Here is a 23,864-nt window from a genome sequence, read left to right on the forward strand (position 1 = left end):
CCGCCGACGCCGTCGTCGTTGCCGAGCCGGAACCCGCTGAATACGTCAGGATCTGCGACGTCTACGGCGCTGGCTACTTCTACATTCCCGGCACCGAAACCTGCCTGCGCATCGGCGGCTATGTCCGCTACGACATCGGCGTCGGCGACGTCGGCGCGTTTACCGGTGCTGAGAACGGCGACCACGAGGACGGCGACTTGCAGGATACCTACCGCAAGCGTGCCCGCTTCGCGCTGAAGACCTGGACCGGCCAGGAAACCGAGCTCGGCACGTTGAAGACGTACACCGAGACCCGCTTCAACTTCAACAACGCCAATGACCGTCTTTTCTACAACGAAGCCGACAACAGCGGCGCCTCGCTGAACTTCGCCTGGATCCAGCTCGGTGGTCTCCGCGTCGGTAAGGACGAATCGGCCTTCGATACGTTCATCGGCTACGCCGGCAACGTCATCCAGGATACGCTGGTTCCCTATGGCGGCTTCGACACCAACGTCGTCCAGTACTACTTCGACGCCGGCAACGGCTTCTCGGCCGTGGTTTCGCTCGAAGAAGGTTATGGCGACTTCACGATCGACAGCTACGTTCCGCATGTCGTCGGCGGCGTGAAGTGGACGCAGGGCTGGGGCGCCATCACCGGCGTCATTGCTTACGACAGCAACTACGAAGAAGTTTCCGGCAAGGTTCGCCTGGACATCACCCCGATGGAGAACCTGTCGCTGTTCATCATGGCCGGCTATGGCACGGACGACAACTTGACGGACGCCACCTGGGCAAAGCCTGCTGGCGGCCGCGGCATGTACAAGCTGTGGAGCGGCAACTGGGCAGTCTGGGGCGGTGGCACCTACACCATTAACGAGAAGACCTCGTTCAACGTCCAGGCGTCGTATGACGAAGGCGAAAACCTCGGCATCGCTGCCAACATTGCTTACGACGTCGTCCCCGGCCTCACGGTCACGGCCGAAGTCGACTACGTGCACGCAGGCGAGTTCGGCGAGCCCGGCTTCGACAACTGGACCAATGCCGACGACGAGGACAGCTTCGGCGGCATGCTCCGCTTCCAGCGCTCGTTCTAAGGGTTGAACTAATACAAGTGAAATTCAGCCCGGGCGCATCAATGCCCGGGCTGTTTTTGTTTCGTGACTGGAACATGGTCAAACAGAAGGAACAGGGGGTAACGGTAGCTGAATAAGGTCCGTGGGAAGATTTCGTGGGATCCGTCGATGGCGGATGAAATCACAACTGCGTGATCAAAAACTCTTGAAAGGGCGCTTCCAAGCGGATAGGTCTGATCCATCCACTCGGGGGTGTGGCGAATGATGACGAACGAAGCGATTCAAGAGGATGAACCCTCTGATCATTTTTCGGTTTTTTCTTCTCAAGTTTCCAAGATAAAATACAGTTACAACAAGGTAAGAGAAGTAAAATCGTACAGGGTTGGAGAGCTTTTTTCAGCATACCGGGACATACTTTGGGATGATGGGCGGCATAAATACAATGTCAGCTCCTTCATCGGCGAAATAGACGAGATTCTCCTCGGGGAGCGTTTCAGCGCCTTCGACCAAAGTACCTTGGACAACCTTATCGGCACCTTGCGCCAGCGCGGTAACAGCAACGCAACCATCAACCGGAAGATGGCTGCCCTCAGCAAACTGCTGCGCAAGGCTCACAAGATGGGAGATATCCACAGCCTGCCCGAGTTCCGCCGCCAGAAGGAGCGGGCGGGGCGGATTCGCTTCCTTGAGAGGGACGAAGAGGCCAGGCTGTTTGCCGCCATCAAGAGCCGCAGCGAGGATGCTTACCGGCTCTCTGTCTTTCTTGTTGACACCGGTTGCCGCCTCGGCGAGGCGCTGGGCTTGATCTGGAACGATATCCAGGAGCATCGCGTCAGTTTCTGGATCACCAAATCCGGCCGCAGTCGCACCATTCCGATGACCGAGCGGGTAAAAGAGGTGATCAAGCTGCCGCCCACCGAGGGCCGTCGGCCCAAGGGTCCGTTCACCAAGCTGAGCCAGGCACAATTTCGCGCCATCTGGAACGATGCAAAGGCCGAAATCGGCCTTGGCGCCGACGATCAGGTGGTGCCGCATATCTTGCGCCACACCTGCGCTTCGCGTCTTGTCCAGGGCGGTATTGACATCAGGCGTGTGCAGATGTGGCTCGGCCACCAGACGCTTTCGATGACCATGCGTTACGCGCATCTAGCCACCAATGACCTCGATGGCTGCGTCACTGTGCTGGAAACGCCTCGCGGCGGGGCGGCTGGGGGTGCCGAAAGCTCTGTGTTTTCGTCCCCATTGACGACGCCTTCCGCATCGCCGAGCGAGCATAAGGCGGAGCCTGCAGCCGCAAAGGCACCGAGGAAAAGCTCGAAAGCCAAGTAATCCCGGGCCATTGTCTATACTGCTGTAACCACCCCGGGACCGATCAGGTCTTGGGATTTTACTTTATTTGAACTTGAGTTCTGCCTGATTCAAAAAAGCGGCAATGGCACCGGGCAGGCCGCCGGTCTCAAGGAAAGGGGCATGGCCCTGGCCCTCGACCGTGATCGTCTCGATATGGGGATGACGCTTTCGCATCTGTTCGAGCGTTTCGACGGACAGCAGCTTCGAATTGGCGCCGCGTATGGCGAGCACCGGGATGGCCGCCAGCGCGTCGAACTGCGGCCACAGATCAGGCAGCTTCTGGGTGAAGTCGAGACCAGTCAGCGTGTCGACCAGCTTCGGGTCGAAATCCGAAACCAGCCCTTCATCCGTCTCGCGGTAAAGGGCCGCGACCATCCGCTCCCAATCCGCCTCGGCGAGCGCTGGAAAGTCGCTGCCATGCACGCCGCGCTGGGCTCCGAGCGCCTCGGCATGGGTTTTCGGCTTTGGCGCGCGCTCGAGATAGGAGCGGATATGGGCGAGACCGCCGGCTTCGACCACCGGGCCGATGTCGTTGAGCACGATAGCCCGTAGGATGGCCGGCCGCATCGCGCCGAGCACATGGATGATCAGCCCGCCACGCGACGTGCCGATGAACGACGCGCCCTCGATCCCCAGCACCGCCAGCCCGGCGAGGATATCGCTGGCTTCGACGCCGACATTGTAGTGGCCGATATCGGGGTCATAGGCGGACTGCCCGCGCCCGCGATAGTCGAAGGCGACTATTTTTCGTGGACTTTCCGCCCGCCTCGACAGGTGCAGCGCCAGCTCGTGAAAATCGCGGCAGTTGCGGGTCAGGCCAGGCAGGCAGACGACCGGCCTGCGGCCGGTATTCGCTTCGCCGTAGATGCGGGCGTGAAGTTGCAGCCCGTCCGGCGAGGCGTAGAAAAAATCGGAAAAACCGCTCGACATTTGGACTCGATTCCTCTCCGTTGCCGGATCGTCTCCGACTGCTACAGATGAGGACGGGCAGGGTCAAATCGAAGCGCCGGCGCACTGAGAACCTTCGAGATGTTGGAGGGACAGCGCCCCCCTCAGTCCTGCCGGACATCTCGCCCACAAGGAGGGAGATCGGCAGTTTCGCTGACTGCGCTTTTTCTGCAACGTTAACGTTGCAGGTTAGCGAAAACGGAGATGACAGCTAATCTCCCCCCAAGTGGGGGAGATGTCCGGCAGGACAGAGGGGGGCGCGAAGATCGCCGGCCTGTGCTGTGGCTGCTCGGCTCAATGGTCCCTCCCGTCAACTCCGCCCGTTCACCAGATCTCCCACAATGTCGTACTTGCCGGAAATACGCATCTTGTAGACTTCGTAATTCTCCATCACGCGCTGGACGTAACTTCTTGTTTCCGTGTAGGGAATCCGCTCGATCCAGTCGACGACGGCGTCGATGTCCATGCCGCGTGGGTCGCCATATCTAGCCACCCACTGGGCGGCGCGGTTGGGGCCGGCGTTGTAACCGGCGAAGGTCAGCACATAGGAGCCGTTGAAGCGGCCGAGCTGCTCGCCGAGGAAGGCGGCGCCCAGCGTCGCATTGTAGCCGGCGTCGGTGGTCAGCCGCGCCTGCGAGAAAGTCATTCCGGCCTTCCTCGCCAATTGCTTGGCGGTCCCCGGCATCAGCTGAAGCAGCCCGCGCGCGCCGGCGCTGGAGACGGCGCCGATGTTGAACTCGCTTTCCTGGCGGGCGATCGCATAGGCCAGCGCCTTGCCCGAGCCGGAAATGTCGGCGGTGTCGGGAATGACGCCGAGCGGATGTGACAGCGCGCCGACATCGATGCCGCGCGCGCCGGCGATCTTGCCGACTTTCAGGGCAAGGAAATGATTGCCCTGCTTTTCCGCCATCATGGCGAGCAGCGCCAGCTCTCCTGGACTGGTCAGTTGTCCGGCGAGGTCGCGGTAAAGCGTGTCGGCATAGCGCTCATAGCCCGCTTCCTGCAGCCGCTTGATGGCACTGACCGCTTCGCGATTGGCGAAACTCCGGCGGTCGGCGGCGCTCGGCTGTGGATGGGCGATGTTGAGGATCCGCCGGCCGACGCGCTCGCCGGCGAGCTGGCCGTAGAAGGTCGTGCCGTAACTGGCGGCACGGGTGAAATGATCCTTCGCACTGCCGGGACCGCCGGCTTCGGCCGCACGGCCCAGCCAGTAATAGGCGCGCGACAGCGACATCGGTCCCTGGGCGAGATCGGCGATCCGCGCGAAATGCCTGGCGGCGGTGTTGGGATCGTTGAGGCCGCGCAGCGCGTACCAGCCGGCATGGAACTCCGCATCCGCCGCGTTGGCGGCACTTTCGGCGGCATGTGCCGCGACGACTTTATAGGCGGTCTTCATGTCGCCCTGATCGACCAGTTCGCGCGATAGCACCCGGCGCTCGGCCCACCAGGCATCCGGGTCGACCAGCGCGTTGCGGTCGCTCGGCGCCTTCATCATCAGTGCGGCGGCGTCGGAAAATTTCTCCTGCTTGCGCAGATATTCGGCTTGCGCGAAGACATAACCGGCCGAACGCTGCGCTGCCGGCACCGCCTTCAGCAGTTTGGCCGCTTTCTTGTCGCCTTTGGATACCGCCGCCCAGGCGTCGGCCAATTGTTGGGCACCGGCGGGGCCGGCGACGCGCAGCGCGGAATTGACCCGGTCGGCATAGAACATGCGCTCCATGCGGAAACGGTGGTCGGCGGCTGGTATCAGTTTGCCGAATTCCTGGATGATCGCCGCTTCGTCCTTGGCGTCCAGTTTTTCGGTGCGCCAGAAAGGCGACAGCACCGAGCGCGCCGCCTTGACGTTTCCCTGCCACACATAGGAGCGGGCGAGGATCACCACGCCCTCGACTGTTTGTGGCTGGCTGCCGCCGAATGCCTGCACCACGACCTCAGGCGCGGGGTTCTCGCGGTAGAGTGCGCGTTCGCTGTTCTTGCGCAAGGCGATCATGCCCGGCCAGTTCGGCAGCATTTTCGCAGCATCGGCAATGTCGCCGCTCGGCACCTTGGCGCCGCCATAGAGCGCGATCGCCCAGGCAAGGATGTGCTGGTCGAGCGAATTGACCGGCAGGTCCTTGCGCACTTGACGCGCACCGGCGATGTCGTTTGCCGCCAGCGCATCGAGGCCGCTCTTCAGCCTGGCGACGCTGGCGGATGGAGAGCTGCCTGGATCCTGCCGGCCATCGTTTTTTAAGCCATTATTCTGCAGGTTTGGCATCGGGATGGCCGACGTGACCTGCGCATCGACAGTCCCGGCGGCCACAATGATCGGCGTCAGCAGGAGAATTGCGCCAAGCAGCGCGACAAAATGAGGCTGCCTGGTCGGCATCGTCTTCATCATTTCCTGTCTTACACACTATCAACAGGCACAGATCAACTGAAGCTAGTCGGCCGGGATGAAGGGCCCGTAAACAAAGGACTGCCAGGGTCGTTAAGATTACGCTTGCTGGCACTGCCGCCATGCTTGCCGCGCAACAGTGTCGAGACTATGGTGCGCGGCTTCGCTTTCGGCTAGAAGGCGCGCACGACAAACACCAAGACAAATACCCAAGAACCAAAGAAGTCCCAAGGAGTTGGACGACATGCTGAGAGGCTCGCTTACCGCGCTCGTGACACCGTTCGAAAAGAGCGGGCGTTTCGACGAGAAAGCCTTTCGCGCCTTTATCGCCTGGCAGATCGCCGAAGGCACGACCGGGCTGGTTCCGGTCGGCACCACCGGAGAGTCGCCGACGCTGTCGCATGACGAGCACCGCCATGTCGTCAAAGTATGCGTCGAGGTGGCCAAGGGCCGGGTTCCGGTCGTCGCCGGCGCCGGCTCCAACAACACCGAAGAGGCGGTCGGCCTGGTCCAGTATGCCGAGAAGGCGGGCGCCGACGCAGCACTCGTCGTCACGCCCTATTACAACAGGCCGACGCAGCGCGGCCTCTACGCGCATTTCGCTGCGGTCGCCAAGGCGACCAGCCTGCCGATCATCATCTACAACATTCCGCCGCGCTCGGTGATCGACATGACGCCCGAGACGATGGGTCAGTTGGTGCACGACTTCAAGAACATCGTCGGCGTCAAGGATGCCACCGGCAAGGTCGAGCGGGTTTCCGAGCAGCGCGCCACTTGCGGCAAGGATTTCATCCAGCTTTCGGGCGAGGACGCCTCGGCGCTCGGCTTCAACGCCCATGGCGGCGTCGGCTGCATCTCGGTGACGTCGAATGTGGCGCCGCGGCTATGCGCCGAATTTCAGGAGGCGACGCTTTCCGGCGACAGCGCCAAGGCGCTGGACCTGCAGGACCGCCTGTTGCCGCTGCACAAGGCGATCTTCGTGGAGCCCGGCGTATCCGGCGCGAAATATGCGCTGTCGAAGCTCGGCAAGGTCGAGAACGTGTTGCGTTCGCCGCTGGTGACAGTCGAACCGTCGACCGCCGAGAAGATCGATGCGGCGATGAAGCACGCCGGCTTGATTAATTAGGGATGAGGCGCCACCTCTCCGCATCATGAATCAAGTCAGAAAAGCCGATCCCAACAACAAGACCGTTGCGGAAAACCGCAAGGCGCGGTTTTCCTACGAGGTGCTCGACACGATCGAGGCCGGCCTGGTGCTGACCGGCACCGAGGTGAAGTCGCTGCGCCAGGGCCAGGCCAACATCCAGGACAGCTACGCCTCGGTCGAGGGTGGCGAGATCTGGCTGATCAACTCCTATCTGCCGGAATATCTGCAGGCCAACCGCTTCAACCACGAGCCGCGCCGGCGCCGCAAACTCCTGCTCAACAAGCGCGAGATGGCGAAGCTGGCGCAGAGTGTCGACCGCGAAGGCATGACGCTGGTGCCGCTAAAAATCTATTTCAATGACCAGGGCCGGGCCAAGCTGCTGCTTGCCGTCGGCCGCGGCAAGAAACTGCACGACAAGCGCGAGACCGAAAAGCAGCGCGACTGGTCGCGTGAGAAGGGCCGGCTGCTGAAGGAGCGTGGGTGAAGAGCAGACGAAAAAGTCATCATTTGGCTTTTCGAGCGACGAACGCCCGGAGCCATAGCGGAGGGCAGGGCGGCTTAACAGGGATAGGCCTCTCTTGAACAACCGGATCGTCCTTTGGGGTGCGGCCAGCCTGATCCTGGCGTGCCTCGTCGCGGCCGGCGGCTATTTTTATTTCCAACCGTTTTCTCCGGACCGCGGCCAATATCCGGTCAGGGGCATCGACGTTTCCCATCATCAGCGGCAGATCGACTGGCGGCGTGTTGCCGCCGATGATGTCGCCTTCGCCGTCATCAAGGCGACCGAGGGCGGCGATCATGTCGACGATGCCTTCGCCGCCAATCTGCGTGAGGCTCGCGCGGCCGGTCTGGCGGTCGGTGCCTATCATTTCTTCACCTTCTGCAGGCCTGGCGCCGATCAGGCGAAGAATTTCATCTCCGTCGTGCCGCGCGATCAACCGCTGCTGCCGCCGGTTGTGGATATCGAATTCGTCGGCAATTGTCCGCTGCGGCCATCGCCCGAAGAATTGAATGTCGAACTCTCGGCTTTCCTCGGCCCTGTCGAGGCAGCCTTCGGCAAGACGGCGATCCTCTATGTGACCGACGGGGCCGCGCAGGCCTATGCCGGCCAGATCGCTGGCCGCCCGCGCTGGGTTCGTTCGCTGGCGCTGCAGCCAAGTCATGACGACTGGATTTACTGGCAGTATCACGACAGGGGTCGTGTCGACGGCATCAGCGGCGATGTCGATCTGAACGTTCTTCAGGGTGGGCAGGAAACACTAACGACACTGTTCGCGGCGCCCGAATCTATTTCCTCAGAAACGCTTCTATCTCGCTGAAGACATTGACGAACATCGCTTCCGTCAGCACGCCGGTGTTGGTGTTGTAGCGCGAGCAGTGATAGCTAGAGAACAGCGTGACGCCATTGGCTTGCAGCTGTCCGCCGTGCCGGAAGGGATAGGCGACAACACGCTGGCCGAGCGCCCGCACGGTCGACTGGTGCGCGATCGAGCCCAGCGTCAGCACGGCGCGCAGGTTTTTGAACCGCGCGATCGTCGGCACCAGGAACGTCCGGCACGTGGCAATCTCTGCGCCGACCGGCTTGTTCTCCGGCGGTACGCAGCGCACCGCATTGGTGATCGCCGTGCCGACAAGCTCCAGTCCGTCGTCAGGCCTGGCTTTGAACTGGCCGCGCGCAAAGCCGTGTGCGATCAGCGTGTTGTAGAGAAGGTCGCCGGCATAGTCGCCGGTGAAGGGACGTCCGGTGCGGTTGGCGCCGCGCAGGCCCGGCGCCAGTCCGACGATCAGCAGCCGCACCGCATCCTCACCCTCGGGCGGCAGGAAGGTCGGCACCGGCGCATTGAACCAGGATGGCTCGCGCTGCCGCCACTCAGCGATGAAATCGTGCAGCCGCGGGCAGAGCGGGCAGTCGCGATCGGGCTCGGGAGAGGCGGCCAAGGGCGCGGTCAAGACCGCCGCCGTCAATAGTCGTCCTCGTCGACTTCGGCCGGCTCGGACCGGCGCACCGGCCGCTCGGACGGATCGCGGCCGACCTCGCTCTTCAGCGTCATCAGGTCGATGAAATGGTCGGCCTGGCGGCGCAAATCGTCGGAGATCATCGGCGGCTGCGAGGCCATGGTGGAGACGATCGAGACCTTGCGCCCGCGCCGCTGCAGCGCCTCGACCAGCGTGCGGAAATCGCCGTCGCCGGAAAAGATGACATAATGGTCGACGACATCGGCTATTTCCAGTGCATCGACGGTCAACTCGATGTCCATATTGCCCTTGATCTTGCGGCGCCCGGTCGAATCGGTGAATTCCTTGGCCGGCTTGGTCACCACCTTGAAGCCGTTATAGTCGAGCCAGTCGATCAGCGGCCGGATCGAGGAGTATTCCTGATCCTCGACCAGCGCCGTGTAATAGTAAGCACGCAGCAGGTAGCCGCGCTTCTGGAAGCTAGCCAAAAGTTTGCGGTAGTCGATGTCGAAGCCGAGCGCGCGCGACGTGGCGTAGAGGTTGGCGCCGTCGATGAAAAGGGCGATTTTTTCCCGTGGGTCGAACATGGAAAATATCCTTTTTTTGAAATATGGGGTCGTCTAAATGCGCAGGACCTATCGGCCGGCCTCGTAATAATGCTGCCGGCCTTTTATCATTCGAGATAACGCCAGTTTTACGGCAATCCAAGGGTGTGATGCTGCGCTGCAAGCAATTGTGATCGGCGCGGTATCGCCGCAGGCGGGGCGCGTGCCGATCCGGCATTGGCTTGGTATTCTCCCGATCCCGGTCCGCTATTGCCATGAAGCTTGTATTTTGACGGCGTTCGGGTTATGGACCGCGCCTGTTTTCCATCAAATCCAGGCATGAAAGGGGCAACTCATGGCCCGAGTAACCGTTGAAGATTGCATCGACAAGGTCGACAACCGCTTCGAGCTGGTGCTTCTGGCCGGCCACCGCGCCCGTCAGATCAGCCAGGGCGCGCAGATCACCGTTCCTCGTGACAACGACAAGAACCCGGTCATCGCGCTGCGCGAGATCGCCGAGGAGACGTTGTCGCCCGACGACCTCAAGGAAGACCTGATCCACTCGCTGCAGAAGCACGTCGAGGTCGACGAGCCGGAAGCCGACGGCGAGGCGATCGCCGACCAGACCGGTACCGCCGTTGCGGCAACCGACGCTGACGACGCCGAGGACAACATCGCCTTCGACCGCATGACCGAAGAAGATCTGCTGGCCGGCATCGAAGGTCTGGTGCCGCCCGAGAAAAGCGACGATTATTGATCTTCGCGGCGACTGCCGACACTTTCGCGTTGGCAGTTTCGTGGCTATCTATGACATGCGCCGCACGCCAGTGCGGCGCATGATTCATTTCAGCTTTGCGAGATTCCGCCCATGATGCGTCAGTATGAGCTTGTCGAGCGCGTCCAGCGCTACAAGCCTGACGTCAACGAGGCGTTGCTCAACAAGGCCTATGTCTACGCCATGCAGAAGCATGGTCACCAGAAACGCGCCTCCGGCGATCCCTATTTCTCGCATCCGCTCGAAGTCGCCGCCATCCTCACCGAAATGCACATGGACGAGGCGACCATCGCGGTTGCCCTGCTGCACGACACGATAGAGGACACCACGGCGACCAGGGCCGAGATCGACGAGCTGTTCGGTCCGGAAATGGGCAAGCTGGTCGAAGGCCTGACCAAGCTGAAGAAACTCGACCTCGTCTCCAAGAAGGCCGAGCAGGCGGAAAACCTGCGCAAGCTCTTGCTGGCGATCTCGGAAGACGTTCGCGTGCTGCTGGTCAAGCTCGCCGACCGCCTGCACAACATGCGCACCCTCGACCATGTGCCCGAAGCCAAGCGCCTGCGCATCGCCGAGGAAACGATGGACATCTATGCGCCGCTGGCCGGACGCATGGGCATGCAGGGCATGCGGGAGGAACTCGAGGAGATCGCCTTCCGCTTCATCAATCCGGAAGCCTACCGCGCCGTCACCGCGCGGCTCGCCGAGATCTTCGAGCGCAACAAGGGCGTACTGTCCGAGATCGAAAAGGCGCTGTCCACGCTGTTCGACAAATATGCGATCAAGGCCGAGGTCAAGAGCCGCCAGAAGAAGCCGTGGTCGGTGTTCCGCAAGATGGAAGCCAAGGCGCTGTCCTTCGAGCAGTTGTCCGACATTTTCGGCTTTCGCGTCGTCGTCGACACCGTCGAGGACTGCTACAGGGCTCTCGGCGCCATCCACACGACATGGTCGATGGTGCCCGGCCGTTTCAAGGACTACATCTCGACGCCGAAGCAGAACGACTACCGTTCGATCCACACCACCATCGTCGGGCCGTCGCGCCAGCGCGTCGAGTTGCAGATACGCACCTACCAGATGAACAAGATCGCCGAATATGGCGTTGCCGCGCATTCGATCTACAAGGACACCGGCGGCAAGGTGAATGGCACCGCGCATGCGATCTCGAAGGAGACCAACGCCTATGCCTGGCTGAGGCGCACCATCGAGCAGCTTGCCGAAGGCGACAATCCGGAGGACTTCCTCGAAAACACCAAGCTGGAACTGTTCCAGGACCAGGTGTTCTGCTTCACGCCCAAGGGCATGCTGATCGCGCTGCCGCGCGGCGCCACGCCGATCGACTTCGCCTACGCCGTGCACACCGATGTCGGCGACACCTGCGTCGGTGCCAAGGTCAACGGCCGCATCATGCCGCTGATGACCGAGCTGAAGAATGGCGACGAGGTCGAGATCATCCGCTCCAAGGCGCAGGTGCCGCCGGCGGCCTGGGAATCGGTCGTCGTCACCGGCAAGGCGCGCTCGGCGATCCGTCGCGCCACCAAGAATGCCATCCGCAAGCAATATTCGGGTCTCGGCATCCGCATACTGGAACGCGCCTTCGAGCGCTCCGGCAAGACCTTTACCAAGGAAAGCCTGAAGTCGGTGCTGCATCGGCTGGCGCGCAAGGACATCGAGGATGTGCTGGCTTCGGTCGGTCGCGGCGAACTTGCCTCCGCCGATGTCATGAAGGCGGTATTTCCAGACTACAAGGACGAGCGCGTTACGCTGGCCGCACCCAAGCAGCGCGAGGAGGGCTGGTCGAAGATCCGCAACGCCGCCGGCATGCTGTTCCAGATCCCCGGCCGCACGGCACGCAAGGACAAGGGTCAGCCGAAGGACGGCGCCGTGCCGATCCGCGGCGTCCGCGGCGACCTGCCGGTGCGCTTCGCGCCGGAAGGTGCTGTGCCCGGCGACCGCATCGTCGGCATCGTGCAGCCGGGAACAGGCATCACCATCTATCCGATCCAGTCGCCGGCGCTGCAGGCCTTCGACGACCAGCCCGAACGCTGGATCGACGTGCGCTGGGACATAGACGAGCGCACCAAGGAGCGGTTTCCGGCGCGGGTCTCGGTCACCGCCATCAACGCGCCGGGCTCGCTGGCCGACATCGCTCAGGTCGTTGCGTCCAACGACGCCAACATCCATACATTGTCGATGGTGCGCACCGCGCCCGATTTCACCGAAATGCTGATCGATCTCGAAGTCTGGGATCTGAAGCACCTGAACCGGCTGCTGTCGCAGCTCAAGGACAATTCGAGCGTCAGCGATGCGCGGCGCGTGAATGGCTAGACCATGATCCCGAACCGAAGGTCCGCGTAGCGAAAAGTGGGAACCGGTTTTCGGAAAAGATCATGGTCAATCAAAAGAGGCGCAGATGAACACCGACGAAGTGCTGGGCATTTTCCGCGAAGCCGGTGCCGTTCTCGAAGGGCATTTCATCCTCACCTCCGGCTTGCGAAGCCCGATCTTCCTGCAGAAGGCGCGGGTCTTCATGCATGCCGACAAGACCGAGCGCCTGTGCAAGGCGCTGGCCGAAAAGATCCGCGCCGCCGTGTCCGGCAGGATCGATTATGTCGTCGGTCCGGCGATCGGCGGGCTGATCCCGGCCTACGAGACGTCGCGCCATCTCGGCGCTCCGGCGATCTGGGTCGAGCGGGAAGGGGGCGAGTTCAGGCTCCGCCGCTTCGAGATCGCCAGGGGTTCGCGCGTCGTCATCGTCGAGGACATCGTCACCACCGGTTTGTCGATCCGCGAGACCGTCGACTGCCTGCGCGCGCTTGGCGCCGAGGTCGTTGCCGCGGCCTGCATCATCGATCGCTCGGCCGGCAAGACCGATGTCGGCGTGCCGCTGATCGCGCTCGCCGAATATGAGGTTCCGGCCTACCCGGCCGACAGGCTGCCGCCCGAACTCGCCGCCATACCGGCGATCAAGCCCGGCAGCCGCAACATATGACTGAGGGCGCTGCCGTGATCGCCGGCATCGATCATTTCGTGCTGACGGTGCGCTCCGTCGACGACACCTGCAGCTTCTACCAGCGCGTGCTCGGCTTCAAGCGCCTCGACGAACCGGACCGGCCGACGGCACTGCTGTTTGGAACGCAGAAGATCAATCTGCATGAGGTAGGGCGCACCTTCGAGCCCAAGGCGAAAGCGCCGATGCCCGGCTCCGGGGATTTCTGCCTGGTCGCTGCCCGGCCGCTCGCCGAGATATGCGCCAGTCTCGAGGCCAATGGCGTGGCGATAGAAGTCGGCCCGGTCGAGCGCGTCGGCGCCCGCGGCCCGATGATGTCGGTCTATTTCCGCGATCCGGACGACAATCTCGTCGAGGTCAGCGACTATGGTCGGTAGATAGCTCGCGGTCGCTGCTAACTTCCGTGGGCGAACTCGCCTCGTCAAATCCGCTGCGAGGGGCAAGACGCCGGTCCCGCAGGGCAATTGCACGTGGGCGCCACACGGTTGTTCTGCGGCCAGCGTATCGCTATATCAACTCGTTGTTGCCTTTCGGCGGCTGCGAAGCGCAAGGTGTGGCTGTCGCGCCCGGCCTGTGATGGTCGGAGCGGCATTCTTGGATATCAGGACAGGAACAGAGTGCTTTTTCGACGCCGCAAGCCTGGAACGGCCGGATGGGAAGTTCCCGCCGAATGATCATCGGTATCGGCAGCGACCTGATCGATATCAGACGCATCGAAAAATCGCTGGAGCGCCATGGCCAGCGCTTCATCCAGCGTATCTACACCGAGGTCGAACAGGCCCGTTCCGAAAACCGCGGCGCCCGCGTCGCCTCCTATGCCAAGCGCTTCGCCGCCAAGGAGGCCTGCGCCAAGGCGCTGGGCACCGGTCTGGCGCAGGGCGTTTTCTGGCGCGACATGGGCGTCGTCAATCTGGCAAGCGGCAAGCCAACCATGGCGCTGACCGGCGGGGCGGCGGCGCGGCTCGACAAGATCCTGCCTGAAGGACACAGAGCGGCGATCCACCTCACCATCACAGACGACTTTCCGCTTGCTCAAGCCTTTGTGATCATCGAGGCGTTGCCCGTCGAAGAAGCGCCATATTGATTGCATCTGACCACCGGCATGACGTTGCCCAGCGCGCGCCGAGACTCTATACCAACCAACGCATAATCGAGGACGACATGAGCGTGGCTGAAAAATCCCAGAAGAAATCCGGCGGGCTTGGCGAAACCGTCAGCGTCATCGTCCAGGCGCTTTTGCTCGCTCTGGTCATCCGCACGCTTCTTTTCCAGCCATTCTCCATTCCGTCCGGTTCGATGCGGCCGACCTTGCTCGAAGGCGACTATCTCTTCGTCACCAAATGGTCCTATGGCTTCTCCCGCTATTCGCTGCCGTTTGGGCCGGATATCTTTTCGGGCCGCATCTGGGGCGCCGAGCCGAAGCGCGGCGACGTGGCGGTGTTCAAGTTCCCGCCGGACCCCTCCGTCGATTACATCAAGCGCGTCATCGGTCTGCCGGGCGACAAGATCCAGGTCAAGGACGGCCAGCTCTTCATCAACGGCGTCGGCGTGCCACGCCAGAAGGTCGGGCAGATCGACAATCGCGACATCACCGAGGAAAACGGGCCGGTCGACGTCTATCGCGAGACATTGCCGAACGGCGTCAGCTATGACACGCTCGACCTGACGCCGAATTCGATCGGTGACAACACCCGCGAATTCGAAGTGCCGCCCGGCCACTATTTCATGATGGGCGACAACAGAGACAATTCCTCGGACAGCCGCTTCACCGTCGGTTTCGTGCCCGACGAGAACCTGGTCGGTCGCGCCAACCTCATCTTCTTCTCGATCGGCGGCAGCGCCAGCCCGCTCGAAATCTGGAAATGGCCGTCGCTGATGCGCGCGTCGCGCCTGTTCCATTTCGTCAATTAGGATCATGGCGGCGACAAAACGGCTGACCGCCGACGCGCTCGCCGAAGCGCTCATGGAGCGTACCGGCCACGCCTTTGCCGATCGCCAGCGCCTGCTCCGCGCGCTGACTCATGCCAGCGCCCGCAGCAGCCACGCCGGCGTCGACTATGAGCGTTTCGAATTCCTCGGCGACCGCGTCCTCGGCCTGGTCGTCGCCGACATGCTGCTGGCGGCGTTTCCGGACGCTGCCGAAGGTGAGCTTTCACTCAGGCTCAACGCGCTGGTCAATGCCGAGGCGCTGGCGGAAATCGCCGAGGAGATCGGCCTGCCGGAATTGATCCGCGCCGGCTCGGACGTGCGCGGCCTCGACGGACGCAAGCGTGTCAACCTGCGCGCCGATGCGCTGGAATCGCTGATCGCCGTGCTCTATCTCGACGGTGGTCTGGAGGCGGCCAGCGCCTTCATCCACAGATACTGGCGGCCGCGCTCGCAGGCCACGGGTGCTGCCCGCCGCGATGCCAAGACCGAACTGCAGGAATGGGCGCATCAGGCGGCGGGCGCTACGCCGGCCTACAGCATCGACAGCCGCGAGGGGCCCGATCACGATCCGCTGTTCACCGTCAGCGTCAGGGTTGGCGCCTATTCGCCGGCGATCGGCAGCGGGCGCTCCAAGCGCGAGGCCGAGCAAGCGGCCGCCACCGCACTGCTGCTGCGCGAAGGCGTCTGGCTTAGCGCATCGGCCCAAAAATCGGATTCGATTTTCGATGCATAAATTCAAGGTTTTAGAGCGCCCTTTGCGCGTCCAAAAGGACACGCGGCGCTCAACGCATCGGCCCAAAAATCGAAATCGATTTTTGGAAAGCACGATGCGTAGATTCAAAATTTTAGAGCGCCCTTTGCGCGTCCAAAAGGACGCGCGGCGCTCTAGTGAAGGGAGTGCGGCATGACCGCCACCGAAGACGCCCCACCGGCAACGGAAGCTGCCGCCACGCACTCCGGCTTCGTCGCGCTGATCGGCGCGCCCAATGCGGGAAAATCGACGCTGGTCAACCAATTGGTCGGCGCCAAGGTGTCGATCGTCACCCATAAGGTGCAGACGACGCGCGCCATCGTGCGCGGCATCGCCACGCATCGGAATGCGCAGATCGTGTTCGTCGACACGCCCGGCATCTTCAAGCCGAAGCGCCGGCTGGACACCGCGATGGTGACGACCGCCTGGGGCGGCGCCAAGGACGCCGATATCGTGCTGTTGCTGATCGACGCCGAGCGCGGCATCCGGGGCGACGCCGACGCGATCCTCGAACGGCTGAAGGATGTCCGGCAGCCGATGGTGCTGATCCTCAACAAGGTCGACCGGGTCAAGCCCGAGGCGCTGCTGGCATTGTCGGCGGCAGCCAACGAAAGAGTGCCGTTCAAGCGCACCTTCATGGTCTCGGCGCTGACTGGGTCGGGTTGCAAGGACCTGCTCGACTATCTGGCCGAAACCCTTCCTGCCGGCCCCTGGTATTACCCGGAAGACCAGATCTCCGACCTGCCGATGCGTCAGCTGGCGGCCGAGATCACTCGCGAAAAGCTCTATCTCAGGCTGCATCAGGAACTGCCCTATTCCTCCCATATCGAGACCGAGAAATGGGAGGAGAAGAAGGATGGCTCTGTGCGCATCGATCAGACCATCTATGTCGAGCGTGACAGCCAGAAGAAGATCGTGCTCGGCCACAAGGGCGAGACGATCCGCGCCATCGGCCAGGCGGCACGCATGGAGATATCAGGTATCCTCGAACAGAAGGTGCACCTGTTCCTGTTCGTCAAGGTGCGCGAGAACTGGGGCGACGACCCCGAGCGCTATCGCGAGATGGGGCTGGAGTTTCCACATTAACGTCACTATCGACACAGCTCTCGTGAGCCGGTTGGTCGCCACGCAATTTCCCCGGTGGAAAGATCTCGCCGTCAGGCCGGTTGCATCAGGCGGGTGGGACAATAGGACCTTCCGTCTCGGAGACCACATGCTCGTGCGGCTGCCGAGTGCGGCGGCCTATTCCTTGCAAGTGGAAAAGGAACACCGCTGGCTGCCAAGGCTGGCACCCCTGCTGCCGCTGCCTGTCCCGGTTCCCTTGGCGATGGGGGCCCCGGCCGACAATTACCCCTGGCATTGGTCCGTGTACCGCTGGATCGAAGGCGAGACGGCAACGCGGGAGCGTATTGCCAGCCTGCCGCAATTCGCGGCCAGCCTGGCCCAGTTCCTGGTCGCGCTGCAACGGATCGATCCCGCCGGCGGACCGGCGCCAGGTCAGCACAACTTTTTTCGCGGCGGACCACTGAGCGTCTATGACGGTGAAACCCGGCAAGCAATTGCCGCCCTCGACGGCAAGATCGACACAGGCGCCGCGAGTGCGGTGTGGGAGGCAGCGCTTGCCGCGACATGGCATGGCGCGCCCGTCTGGTTCCACGGTGACGTCAGTTGGGGAAACCTGTTGGTCGGGCAAGGCAGGTTGAGCGCCGTGATCGACTTCGGGACGTCGGGCGTGGGCGATCCCTCGTGCGATCTGGCGATTGCGTGGACGCTGTTCGAAGGGAAAAGCCGAGAGGTGTTCCGCGCCGGACTTCCCGCCGATGAAGCAATGTGGGCGCGGGGCCGTGGCTGGACGCTGTGGAAGGCGCTGATTACGCTCGCAGGACACATAGACGTCAATCCGGTCGAAGTCGAAAAATCGCGACGCGTGATCGATGAAGTGCTTGCCGATCACCAGCGCGCGGCATGATCACGCAGAATGTTAGTTCCGGCGTTGGGCGACTTCGAACGGGGCACCAAAGCGGAAGGCGGGCAAGTTTGTTCTTGCTTTGTGCCATCAGTTATGCTACTGATTTGAGCATGGTGCTGATTTGCGCCAGCGACCGCCGCCGAGGCGGTTTTTTATTTCAGGCTTCGCCATTCGTCGGCGCGGCTGCCCACAGACACTTGGTTAATCCGAGTTCGGAGCCCTGGCATACGAGGCTCCAATCTTGATTTCGCCACCGAACCGGTGACAAGCTCTCCTCATGGAGTGGCGCGACGAGGGAATCATTCTCGGCACCCGCAAGCATGGCGAGACCAGCGCCATTCTTGAGGTCATGACGCGTGTGCATGGACGCCACCTCGGGCTTGTGCGCGGCGGCCGCTCGCGCAAGCAGCAGCCCGTTCTGCAGCCCGGCAACCGCGTCGATCTGTTGTGGCGGGCGCGGCTCGATGAGCATCTGGGCACCTTCCAGACCGAGCCGATCGAGATGAACGCCGCCCGGCTGATGGACAGCGCCGTCGCCATCTATGGGCTACAGACCATGGCAGCGCACCTGCGCCTATTGCCAGAGCGCGACGCCCATGGCGGCCTCTACGAGACGCTGGCCGTGATGATCGCCCACCTCGACGATGCGGACGCCGCCGGCGAGCTGGTGGCGCGCTTCGAGCTGCTGGTTCTCGACGAACTCGGCTTCGGTCTCGATCTCAGCCAGTGTGCCGCGACCGGCGCCAGGCAGGATCTTGCCTATGTCTCACCGAAATCCGGGCGCGCCGTGTCACGCGCGGCAGGCGCGCCATGGCGCGACAAGATGCTGGTGCTGCCCGCCTTCCTCCAGCGCGGCTCCGGCCTGCGCGCTGATCCGGCGGCGATCGAGGATGCCTTCCGGCTGACCGGCTTCTTTTTTACCCGCCATGTCTATGAGCCGCGCGGCATCGAGGCGCCCGGCGCCCGCGCCGGCTTCCTCGCCGCCTTGCGCAAGCACTATGCGGCGGGCAAGGAGATTGGCGGCGAGACCGCCGCCGGAGAAATCATCACATGAGCGAAGTGGAACTTTATCCCGGCCGGGTCTCGCCGCTCGGCCTCGGCACCATTCCGCACAGCGACATCTCTAAGTATACCGGCCTGGAATTGCTCCAGCGCATCATCGACAACAAATACCCGGCGCCGCCGATTTCCTTCCAGCTCAGTTTCGGCCTGGCGGAAGTGTCGGAAGGACGCGCGGTGTTCCGCGGCATGCCGAACGAGCGCCATCTCAACCCTCTGGGCGGGGTGCATGGCGGCTGGGCCGCGACACTGCTGGATTCGGCTCTTGCCTGCGCGGTGCAGACGCTGCTCGACAAGGGCGAGGCCTATACGACGGCGGAGTTCAAGGTGAACCTGACGCGGCCGATCACGCCGAAGACCGGTGAAGTGGTGTGCGAGGGCAGGGTTGTGCATAAGGGCCGCACACTGGCGGTTTCGGAAGCGACGCTGAAGGACGCCAATGGCAAGCTGCTGGCTTTCGGCACCGAAACATGCTCGATCTTTCCGGCAGCCAATCTGGCGGCGCGTTGAGTTCACCTCGCCGCTTGGCGGCCGTATTTGCGTGTCAGTAAACTTGGCCAGGTTTGGGGGAAACCGCCATGTTCGAAAGCCTGATCGGCCTTGTCGCGATCATCGCGCTATTCGTCATTATTTCGCGCCAGCAGAGCCGCATCGGCCTGATTGAGCGCGAGCTTGGGGCGCTGCGCAGCCTCGTGCTTTCCGGTGCCGTGCCGCCTGCGGCCAAACCGGCCGAACAGGCAACGACGGAAGGCAAGCCGGCGGATGCGACCCCGGCCGCAGCGACAGACATTGCCTCGCTACCGGCAAAGGCGCTGGAAACACAGGCCACGGAAGCCGATGCCAGCACCGGCGAGGTCGTATCGGGACCGTGGACTTCCGGCGACGCGGCGCCGAAGGTGGCGGAGCCCGCCAGGAAGGACGCGGCAGCGGTGAAGGCCGCCCGCCAGACTGATGTCGAAACGGCGCTTGGCACCCGCTGGGCGGTCTGGGTCGGTGGCATCGCGCTTGCGCTGGGCGGCCTGTTCCTGATCCGCTACACCATCGAGGCCGGCATTTTCGGTCCCGGCGTCCGGCTTGTCATGGCGGCAATGCTCGGACTGGTGCTGGTCGCCACCGGCGAGTTCATCCGCCGCACCGGCTTCAGGGTGCCGGTGCAGGGGGCGACCGGTGCCTACATTCCCGCGATCCTGACAGCGGCCGGCGCCTTCATCCTGTTCGGCACGGTCTACGCCGCTTATGGCATTTACGGCTTCATCGGTCCGGCGCTCGCCTTCACGCTGCTTGGCGCCATCGGCGTGGCGACGATCGCAGCAGCCCTCGTTCACGGCCAGGCGCTGGCTGGCATCGGCCTGCTCGGCGCCATGGTGACACCGATGCTGGTCGCTTCCCAGGCGCCCAGTCCGTGGGCGCTGTTCGGCTATCTGGCAATCGTGCTTGCCGCCACCGGTGTCATCGCCCGTATGCGCGACTGGGGGTTGCTGATGGCGGCGGCCTTCATCGGCACCGGCCTCTGGACCGTCTTCTACATGACTGATGCGCCTGACGCCAACCTCTCCATCATCCTGTTCATCGATGCCATCACCTTGGCCGTGCTTGCCTTCGTCTGGCTCGGCCGTCGCGGCGGCGAAGCAGAACCAGCCAGGGGCTTCGACTGGCCTTTGATCGCACCTGGCTTCTTCGTCGGTCTTTCGGCGATGGTGCTGTTCATCGACCCGGCATACGGTGCCACCGGCGATGCTCTGCGGGGAACAGCCCTTATCGCAGCCCTGGTCGCGGTGGCGCTCTACCGGCCGCTGGCGCTGGCGCTCCTGCACGCCGCAGGGCTGGCGACGGTGCTGGTCTATCTCGGCATCATTCCGCCAACATCAATCGTTTCCGATTTCTCAGGTGGCGCTCTCGGCGTCGAAGGCCTGCCGGCGGCAGTGGCCGATACGCTGATGCTCAGGATCGGTATCTTTCTCGGGCTTGTCTTCATCGGAGCCGGCTTCTGGGCGGCGCGCAACCTTGCCGCATCGGCAAAAATCCGCGCCGCCTCATGGGCGGCATGGGGCGTTGCCGCGCCGCTGGTCATTCTCCTGACGCTCTGGTTCAGCTTGGGCAATCTCGACCGCGATCTTGCCTACGCGACGGTCGCAGCTCTTTTGGTCGTGGTCTTCGCCATCGGCGGTGAGTGGATCGCGCAGGGCGAGGAGCCGCCGCTACGGGGTGGTGCTGCCGTCTCGTTCGCGCTTGGCGGGGCGGCAGTCGCCACCTTGCTGATGCTGTACATGGCCTTCGGGTCCGGCTGGACCACCATCCTCTTGGGGGCCGCGGCCATCGTGCCGGCGTTGGCCACCCGCTGGCGCGCCTATCCGGTGCTCGGCTGGATTTCGGTCGGTGCGGTCATCGCGGTGCTCGGCCGTGTCGCCTTCGATCCGACAATCGTCGGCGCCGAATTCCTGTCGACGACGCCTGTCTTCAACTGGCTGCTGCCCGGATACGGCGTGCCGGCACTCGCCTTCGGCTTTGCCGCCTGGCAGCTCGCCCGCACCACCAATGGCCGCCCGCGCCTCGCCATGGAAGCGGGCACTGCGCTGTTTGCGCTGCTCACCGTTGCCATGCTGGTGCGCCACGCCATGCATGGCGGTGTCATCGACACCGGTGCTGCGACGCTCACCGAACAGGCGATCTACACGTTGATCGCCATCGGCGCTGGCGCCATCCTCGTTGCCATCGACCTGCGCTCGCCAAGCTCGGTGCTGCGCTACGGTTCGCTTGCCGCGGGCGTGGTCTCGGTTGCCTTCGTCGTCGTCCAGCATTTCCTGGTGCTGAACCCGCTGTTTACCGACGAATCGACCGGACGGATCCCGGTGTTCAACCTGCTGTTCCTGGCCTATCTCTTACCGGCCGTTGCGGCTGGAGGGCTCGCGCTCTATGCACGTGACGTCAGGCCGAAATGGTATGCCGCGATGCTGGCGCTGGTGGCGGCACTGCTTGCCTTCGCCTATGCGACGCTGTCGGTTCGGCGCCTGTTCAAAGGTGAGTTCATCGGCCTGTGGAGCGGCCTCGGCCAGCTTGAAACCTACACCTATTCCGCGCTGTGGCTGATCATCGGTGTGGCGCTGCTTACCGCCGGCGTCTGGCTGAAGTCGCAGGTGCTGCGCATCGCCTCGGCCGCACTGATCTCGGTCGCCGTGTTGAAGGTCTTCCTCTTCGACATGTCGGAACTGGAAGGCGTCCTGAGGGCGCTGTCCTTCATCGGCCTGGGGGCGGTGCTGATCGGCATTGGCCTGTTCTACCAGCGGCTGCTGACAAGAGCGGCGAGGGAAAAGCTTCAGACAAGCAATAGCTAACGGTTTTCAATCTGACCGGGAATAAATCGCCCACTGCCAGCGTTATTCAATCGCTTGGGTGACCGGGGCGGCGGACCGCTTCGCACTGGCCGCTTGCGCCGCGCCGGGAAGGCGCGTTCAATCGGGATAAGAAGGGCGGCTTCAGAACCAGCGGTCATGGACGAAAAGAAGGCAGCAATCCTTGGCGAAATACCGCGCCTGCGCCGTTATGCGCGCTCGCTGCTGCGCGACCGCGATTCCGCCGACGACCTCGTTCAGGACTGCCTCGAACGGGCGCTTGTGCGGCTCGACAATTGGCAGACTGGAGAAAGCCCCAGGAGGTGGCTGTTTACGATTATGCATCATTTGTTCATCGACCAGACGCGCAAGGTGAACCGGCGCGGCGAAGTGGCGATGCTGCCGCTGGAAGCGGGCGAAGCGCAGGCAATACCCGCCGAGCAGGTGGAGAACATCGCCTCGCGCGAGATTATCGACGCATTGCAGGCAATCAGCCCCGACCGGCGCGCTGCACTCGTCATGGTCGCCATCGAAGGCTTTTCCTATGCCGAGGCCGCCAACATACTCGGCGTGCCGGCCGGCACGCTGATGTCGCGCATCGCGCGCGGGCGTGAGGAGTTGCGCGGGCTGCTGGACGACACGGCGCGCCGCCGGGCGATAAGGATCGTCGAGAGATGACCCCGCGCGATTTTTCCGAACGCGACATCCACATGGCCCTCGACGGCGAGTTGCCGGGCGATGAGCGCGTGGCGTATGACGCCTGGCTTGACGCCAATCCTGAAATGAAGGCGAGGAGCGCCCGCTATGTCGCCGACCGCGCAGCGCTGCGTGCCGCCTTCGCCGGTGTGCTCGACGAGCCGGTGCCTGCGCGGTTGCAGAAGATCGTGTTTGGCGAAGCGCCGGTCAAGACGGCGGCATCGCGCTCGCGCTGGTGGCAGGCGGCTGCCGCAGCGGCGATGCTGGCCATTGGCGGTGTTGGCGGTTATGTCGCCGGCATCGACCGTCTCGGCCTGGAAGACCCCGCCGAGGACCATCTCGCCGAGCAGGCGATCGCAGCGCATGTCATCTATGCCGCCGAAAAACGGCATGCGGTGGAGGTGCCCGCCAGTGACAAGGATCATCTGCAGACCTGGCTGTCCAATCGGGTCGGCCTGAAGCTGGTCGCACCGGATCTGGCGGCGGAAGGGTTCCAGCTCGTCGGCGGCCGGCTGCTGCCTGCTGGCGAGAGCAAGGCTGCGATGCTGCTTTATGAGGACGACAAGGGCGAGCGCATCTCGCTGTTCGTCACCGCTGAATCGGCCGAGAAGGCCAAGGGCACCTACGGGTCGGAAGAGAACGGCCCCGAGGCCGTCTACTGGCTGGACAAGGGCTATGGCTGCGCCGTCGTCGGCTCGCTGCCGCGCGCGCAGCTGACTGCGGTGGCGAAGAGCGCTTACAGCCAGCTTCTGGCCGGGCTGGCCGGCTGAACCGCGGCTGTTTTCCCAAGCTGGCGCCACGGTTAAAACAGCGATCCTGTTCAAAGCCGTTGCACTGATCTGCAGTGCCACGCGTCCTCATGCGCCGGGCCGAAACTGTCACAATTCGGCCCGAATCGAGGTGCGATAGCGCTTGACGGATGCTGGCGCTTCGGCTGGTGTTATCGACGTTTCGACCAGGGCCTTTTCCACAACCCA

General features: G+C 63.2%; 23 protein-coding genes. 19 read left to right on the plus strand and 4 right to left on the minus strand.

Annotated elements, in window-relative coordinates; translation table 11 throughout:
• Together E5X88_RS17045 and E5X88_RS17050 are read left to right on the plus strand one after the other, a co-directional pair.
• Nucleotides 1–1,073 (plus strand): porin (locus E5X88_RS17045; protein WP_292163323.1); only part of this gene is annotated, 1,073 nt, incomplete at its 5' end.
• A gap of 240 nt (nt 1,074–1,313) precedes the next feature.
• Nucleotides 1,314–2,381: a site-specific integrase gene (locus tag E5X88_RS17050; RefSeq protein WP_292163324.1), complete on the plus strand. Its 1,068-nt coding sequence runs from the start codon at nt 1,314–1,316 to the stop codon at nt 2,379–2,381.
• 63 nt (nt 2,382–2,444) lie between these two features.
• Here E5X88_RS17050 and E5X88_RS17055 read toward each other — a convergent pair whose 3' ends face one another.
• Together E5X88_RS17055 and E5X88_RS17060 are read right to left on the minus strand one after the other, a co-directional pair.
• Nucleotides 2,445–3,332 (minus strand): alpha/beta hydrolase, encoded by an 888-nt coding sequence (locus tag E5X88_RS17055; RefSeq protein WP_292163325.1) that lies wholly within the window; start codon nt 3,330–3,332, stop codon nt 2,445–2,447.
• Between the two features lie 328 nt (nt 3,333–3,660).
• Nucleotides 3,661–5,718 carry a lytic transglycosylase domain-containing protein gene (locus tag E5X88_RS17060; RefSeq protein ID WP_292163563.1) on the minus strand — a complete coding sequence of 686 codons (2,058 nt, stop codon included), beginning with the start codon at nt 5,716–5,718 and terminating at the stop codon, nt 3,661–3,663.
• Between the two features lie 253 nt (nt 5,719–5,971).
• Between E5X88_RS17060 and dapA the strand changes: the two genes are divergently transcribed.
• The 3 genes from dapA to E5X88_RS17075 all read left to right on the plus strand — a co-directional run bounded on the left by dapA (nt 5,972) and on the right by E5X88_RS17075 (nt 8,193).
• The gene (dapA, locus tag E5X88_RS17065; RefSeq protein ID WP_292163326.1) at nt 5,972–6,853 is read left to right on the plus strand and encodes a 4-hydroxy-tetrahydrodipicolinate synthase; all 882 of its coding nucleotides are present in this window, start codon (nt 5,972–5,974) and stop codon (nt 6,851–6,853) included.
• A 25-nt stretch (nt 6,854–6,878) separates the two neighbouring features.
• Entirely contained in the window at nt 6,879–7,358 is a 480-nt protein-coding gene (smpB, locus tag E5X88_RS17070) for an SsrA-binding protein SmpB (protein WP_023768487.1), read from the plus strand.
• Nucleotides 7,359–7,452: 94 nt separating this feature from the next.
• Complete coding sequence (locus E5X88_RS17075; RefSeq protein ID WP_292163327.1) at nt 7,453–8,193, plus strand: GH25 family lysozyme; 741 nt, start codon at nt 7,453–7,455, stop codon at nt 8,191–8,193.
• On the opposite strand, the gene E5X88_RS17080 is transcribed toward E5X88_RS17075, so the two are convergent.
• Together E5X88_RS17080 and E5X88_RS17085 are read right to left on the minus strand one after the other, a co-directional pair.
• Nucleotides 8,162–8,824: a uracil-DNA glycosylase gene (locus E5X88_RS17080; protein ID WP_292163328.1), complete on the minus strand. Its 663-nt coding sequence runs from the start codon at nt 8,822–8,824 to the stop codon at nt 8,162–8,164. The two genes, E5X88_RS17075 and E5X88_RS17080, sit on opposite strands and share 32 nt — an antisense overlap.
• Before the next feature lie 11 nt (nt 8,825–8,835).
• Nucleotides 8,836–9,417, minus strand: coding sequence for an NYN domain-containing protein (locus tag E5X88_RS17085; protein ID WP_292163329.1), 582 nt, complete (start codon nt 9,415–9,417; stop codon nt 8,836–8,838).
• A 313-nt stretch (nt 9,418–9,730) separates the two neighbouring features.
• Here E5X88_RS17085 and rpoZ point away from each other — a divergent pair, with 313 nt between their 5' ends.
• The 14 genes from rpoZ to E5X88_RS17155 all read left to right on the plus strand — a co-directional run bounded on the left by rpoZ (nt 9,731) and on the right by E5X88_RS17155 (nt 23,657).
• Nucleotides 9,731–10,132 carry a DNA-directed RNA polymerase subunit omega gene (gene rpoZ / locus E5X88_RS17090; RefSeq protein WP_126040481.1) on the plus strand — a complete coding sequence of 134 codons (402 nt, stop codon included), beginning with the start codon at nt 9,731–9,733 and terminating at the stop codon, nt 10,130–10,132.
• Between the two features lie 111 nt (nt 10,133–10,243).
• Nucleotides 10,244–12,472: a bifunctional (p)ppGpp synthetase/guanosine-3',5'-bis(diphosphate) 3'-pyrophosphohydrolase gene (locus E5X88_RS17095; RefSeq protein WP_292163331.1), complete on the plus strand. Its 2,229-nt coding sequence runs from the start codon at nt 10,244–10,246 to the stop codon at nt 12,470–12,472.
• 85 nt (nt 12,473–12,557) lie between these two features.
• Nucleotides 12,558–13,136 carry an orotate phosphoribosyltransferase gene (pyrE, locus tag E5X88_RS17100; protein ID WP_292163332.1) on the plus strand — a complete coding sequence of 193 codons (579 nt, stop codon included), beginning with the start codon at nt 12,558–12,560 and terminating at the stop codon, nt 13,134–13,136.
• Entirely contained in the window at nt 13,133–13,531 is a 399-nt protein-coding gene (locus tag E5X88_RS17105; protein WP_292163333.1) for a VOC family protein, read from the plus strand. Before pyrE ends, E5X88_RS17105 begins: the two co-directional genes overlap by 4 nt.
• 293 nt (nt 13,532–13,824) lie before the next feature.
• Complete coding sequence (acpS, locus tag E5X88_RS17110) at nt 13,825–14,238, plus strand: holo-ACP synthase (RefSeq protein ID WP_292163335.1); 414 nt, start codon at nt 13,825–13,827, stop codon at nt 14,236–14,238.
• A gap of 77 nt (nt 14,239–14,315) precedes the next feature.
• A complete protein-coding gene (gene lepB, locus E5X88_RS17115; protein WP_292163337.1) occupies nt 14,316–15,065 on the plus strand; it encodes a signal peptidase I in 750 nt (249 codons plus the stop codon).
• A 4-nt stretch (nt 15,066–15,069) separates the two neighbouring features.
• Nucleotides 15,070–15,816 carry a ribonuclease III gene (gene rnc, locus E5X88_RS17120; RefSeq protein WP_292163338.1) on the plus strand — a complete coding sequence of 249 codons (747 nt, stop codon included), beginning with the start codon at nt 15,070–15,072 and terminating at the stop codon, nt 15,814–15,816.
• 171 nt (nt 15,817–15,987) lie between these two features.
• Nucleotides 15,988–16,920, plus strand: coding sequence for a GTPase Era (era, locus tag E5X88_RS17125; RefSeq protein ID WP_292163340.1), 933 nt, complete (start codon nt 15,988–15,990; stop codon nt 16,918–16,920).
• Nucleotides 16,916–17,803: an aminoglycoside phosphotransferase family protein gene (locus E5X88_RS17130; protein WP_292163565.1), complete on the plus strand. Its 888-nt coding sequence runs from the start codon at nt 16,916–16,918 to the stop codon at nt 17,801–17,803. Before era ends, E5X88_RS17130 begins: the two co-directional genes overlap by 5 nt.
• A 277-nt stretch (nt 17,804–18,080) precedes the next feature.
• Nucleotides 18,081–18,857: a DNA repair protein RecO gene (gene recO, locus E5X88_RS17135; protein WP_292163342.1), complete on the plus strand. Its 777-nt coding sequence runs from the start codon at nt 18,081–18,083 to the stop codon at nt 18,855–18,857.
• Nucleotides 18,854–19,372: a PaaI family thioesterase gene (locus tag E5X88_RS17140; protein WP_292163344.1), complete on the plus strand. Its 519-nt coding sequence runs from the start codon at nt 18,854–18,856 to the stop codon at nt 19,370–19,372. Before recO ends, E5X88_RS17140 begins: the two co-directional genes overlap by 4 nt.
• A gap of 68 nt (nt 19,373–19,440) precedes the next feature.
• Entirely contained in the window at nt 19,441–22,194 is a 2,754-nt protein-coding gene (locus tag E5X88_RS17145; RefSeq protein ID WP_292163345.1) for a DUF2339 domain-containing protein, read from the plus strand.
• 156 nt (nt 22,195–22,350) lie between these two features.
• Nucleotides 22,351–22,869 (plus strand): RNA polymerase sigma factor, encoded by a 519-nt coding sequence (locus E5X88_RS17150; protein WP_292163346.1) that lies wholly within the window; start codon nt 22,351–22,353, stop codon nt 22,867–22,869.
• Nucleotides 22,866–23,657 (plus strand): anti-sigma factor, encoded by a 792-nt coding sequence (locus tag E5X88_RS17155; protein WP_292163347.1) that lies wholly within the window; start codon nt 22,866–22,868, stop codon nt 23,655–23,657. The genes E5X88_RS17150 and E5X88_RS17155 overlap by 4 nt, the downstream gene beginning before the upstream one ends.
• The last annotated feature ends 207 nt before the right edge of the window (nt 23,658–23,864 follow it).

The sequence above is a fragment of the Mesorhizobium sp. genome (genome assembly GCF_004962245.1).
Taxonomy (GTDB): Bacteria; Pseudomonadota; Alphaproteobacteria; order Rhizobiales; family Rhizobiaceae; genus Mesorhizobium.

Coding starts and splice junctions, on each gene's coding strand:
- smpB (WP_023768487.1), top strand. CDS start 6,879: ATGAATCAAGTCAGAAAAGCCGATCCCAACAACAAGACCGTTGCGGAA.
- E5X88_RS17105 (WP_292163333.1), top strand. CDS start 13,133: ATGACTGAGGGCGCTGCCGTGATCGCCGGCATCGATCATTTCGTGCTG.
- lepB (WP_292163337.1), top strand. CDS start 14,316: ATGAGCGTGGCTGAAAAATCCCAGAAGAAATCCGGCGGGCTTGGCGAA.
- E5X88_RS17155 (WP_292163347.1), top strand. CDS start 22,866: ATGACCCCGCGCGATTTTTCCGAACGCGACATCCACATGGCCCTCGAC.
- pyrE (WP_292163332.1), top strand. CDS start 12,558: ATGAACACCGACGAAGTGCTGGGCATTTTCCGCGAAGCCGGTGCCGTT.
- rnc (WP_292163338.1), top strand. CDS start 15,070: ATGGCGGCGACAAAACGGCTGACCGCCGACGCGCTCGCCGAAGCGCTC.
- E5X88_RS17150 (WP_292163346.1), top strand. CDS start 22,351: ATGGACGAAAAGAAGGCAGCAATCCTTGGCGAAATACCGCGCCTGCGC.
- E5X88_RS17055 (WP_292163325.1), bottom strand. CDS start 3,332: ATGTCGAGCGGTTTTTCCGATTTTTTCTACGCCTCGCCGGACGGGCTG.
- recO (WP_292163342.1), top strand. CDS start 18,081: ATGGAGTGGCGCGACGAGGGAATCATTCTCGGCACCCGCAAGCATGGC.
- rpoZ (WP_126040481.1), top strand. CDS start 9,731: ATGGCCCGAGTAACCGTTGAAGATTGCATCGACAAGGTCGACAACCGC.
- E5X88_RS17140 (WP_292163344.1), top strand. CDS start 18,854: ATGAGCGAAGTGGAACTTTATCCCGGCCGGGTCTCGCCGCTCGGCCTC.
- E5X88_RS17085 (WP_292163329.1), bottom strand. CDS start 9,417: ATGTTCGACCCACGGGAAAAAATCGCCCTTTTCATCGACGGCGCCAAC.
- E5X88_RS17145 (WP_292163345.1), top strand. CDS start 19,441: ATGTTCGAAAGCCTGATCGGCCTTGTCGCGATCATCGCGCTATTCGTC.
- E5X88_RS17050 (WP_292163324.1), top strand. CDS start 1,314: ATGATGACGAACGAAGCGATTCAAGAGGATGAACCCTCTGATCATTTT.
- acpS (WP_292163335.1), top strand. CDS start 13,825: ATGATCATCGGTATCGGCAGCGACCTGATCGATATCAGACGCATCGAA.
- era (WP_292163340.1), top strand. CDS start 15,988: ATGACCGCCACCGAAGACGCCCCACCGGCAACGGAAGCTGCCGCCACG.
- E5X88_RS17060 (WP_292163563.1), bottom strand. CDS start 5,718: ATGCCGACCAGGCAGCCTCATTTTGTCGCGCTGCTTGGCGCAATTCTC.
- E5X88_RS17095 (WP_292163331.1), top strand. CDS start 10,244: ATGATGCGTCAGTATGAGCTTGTCGAGCGCGTCCAGCGCTACAAGCCT.
- dapA (WP_292163326.1), top strand. CDS start 5,972: ATGCTGAGAGGCTCGCTTACCGCGCTCGTGACACCGTTCGAAAAGAGC.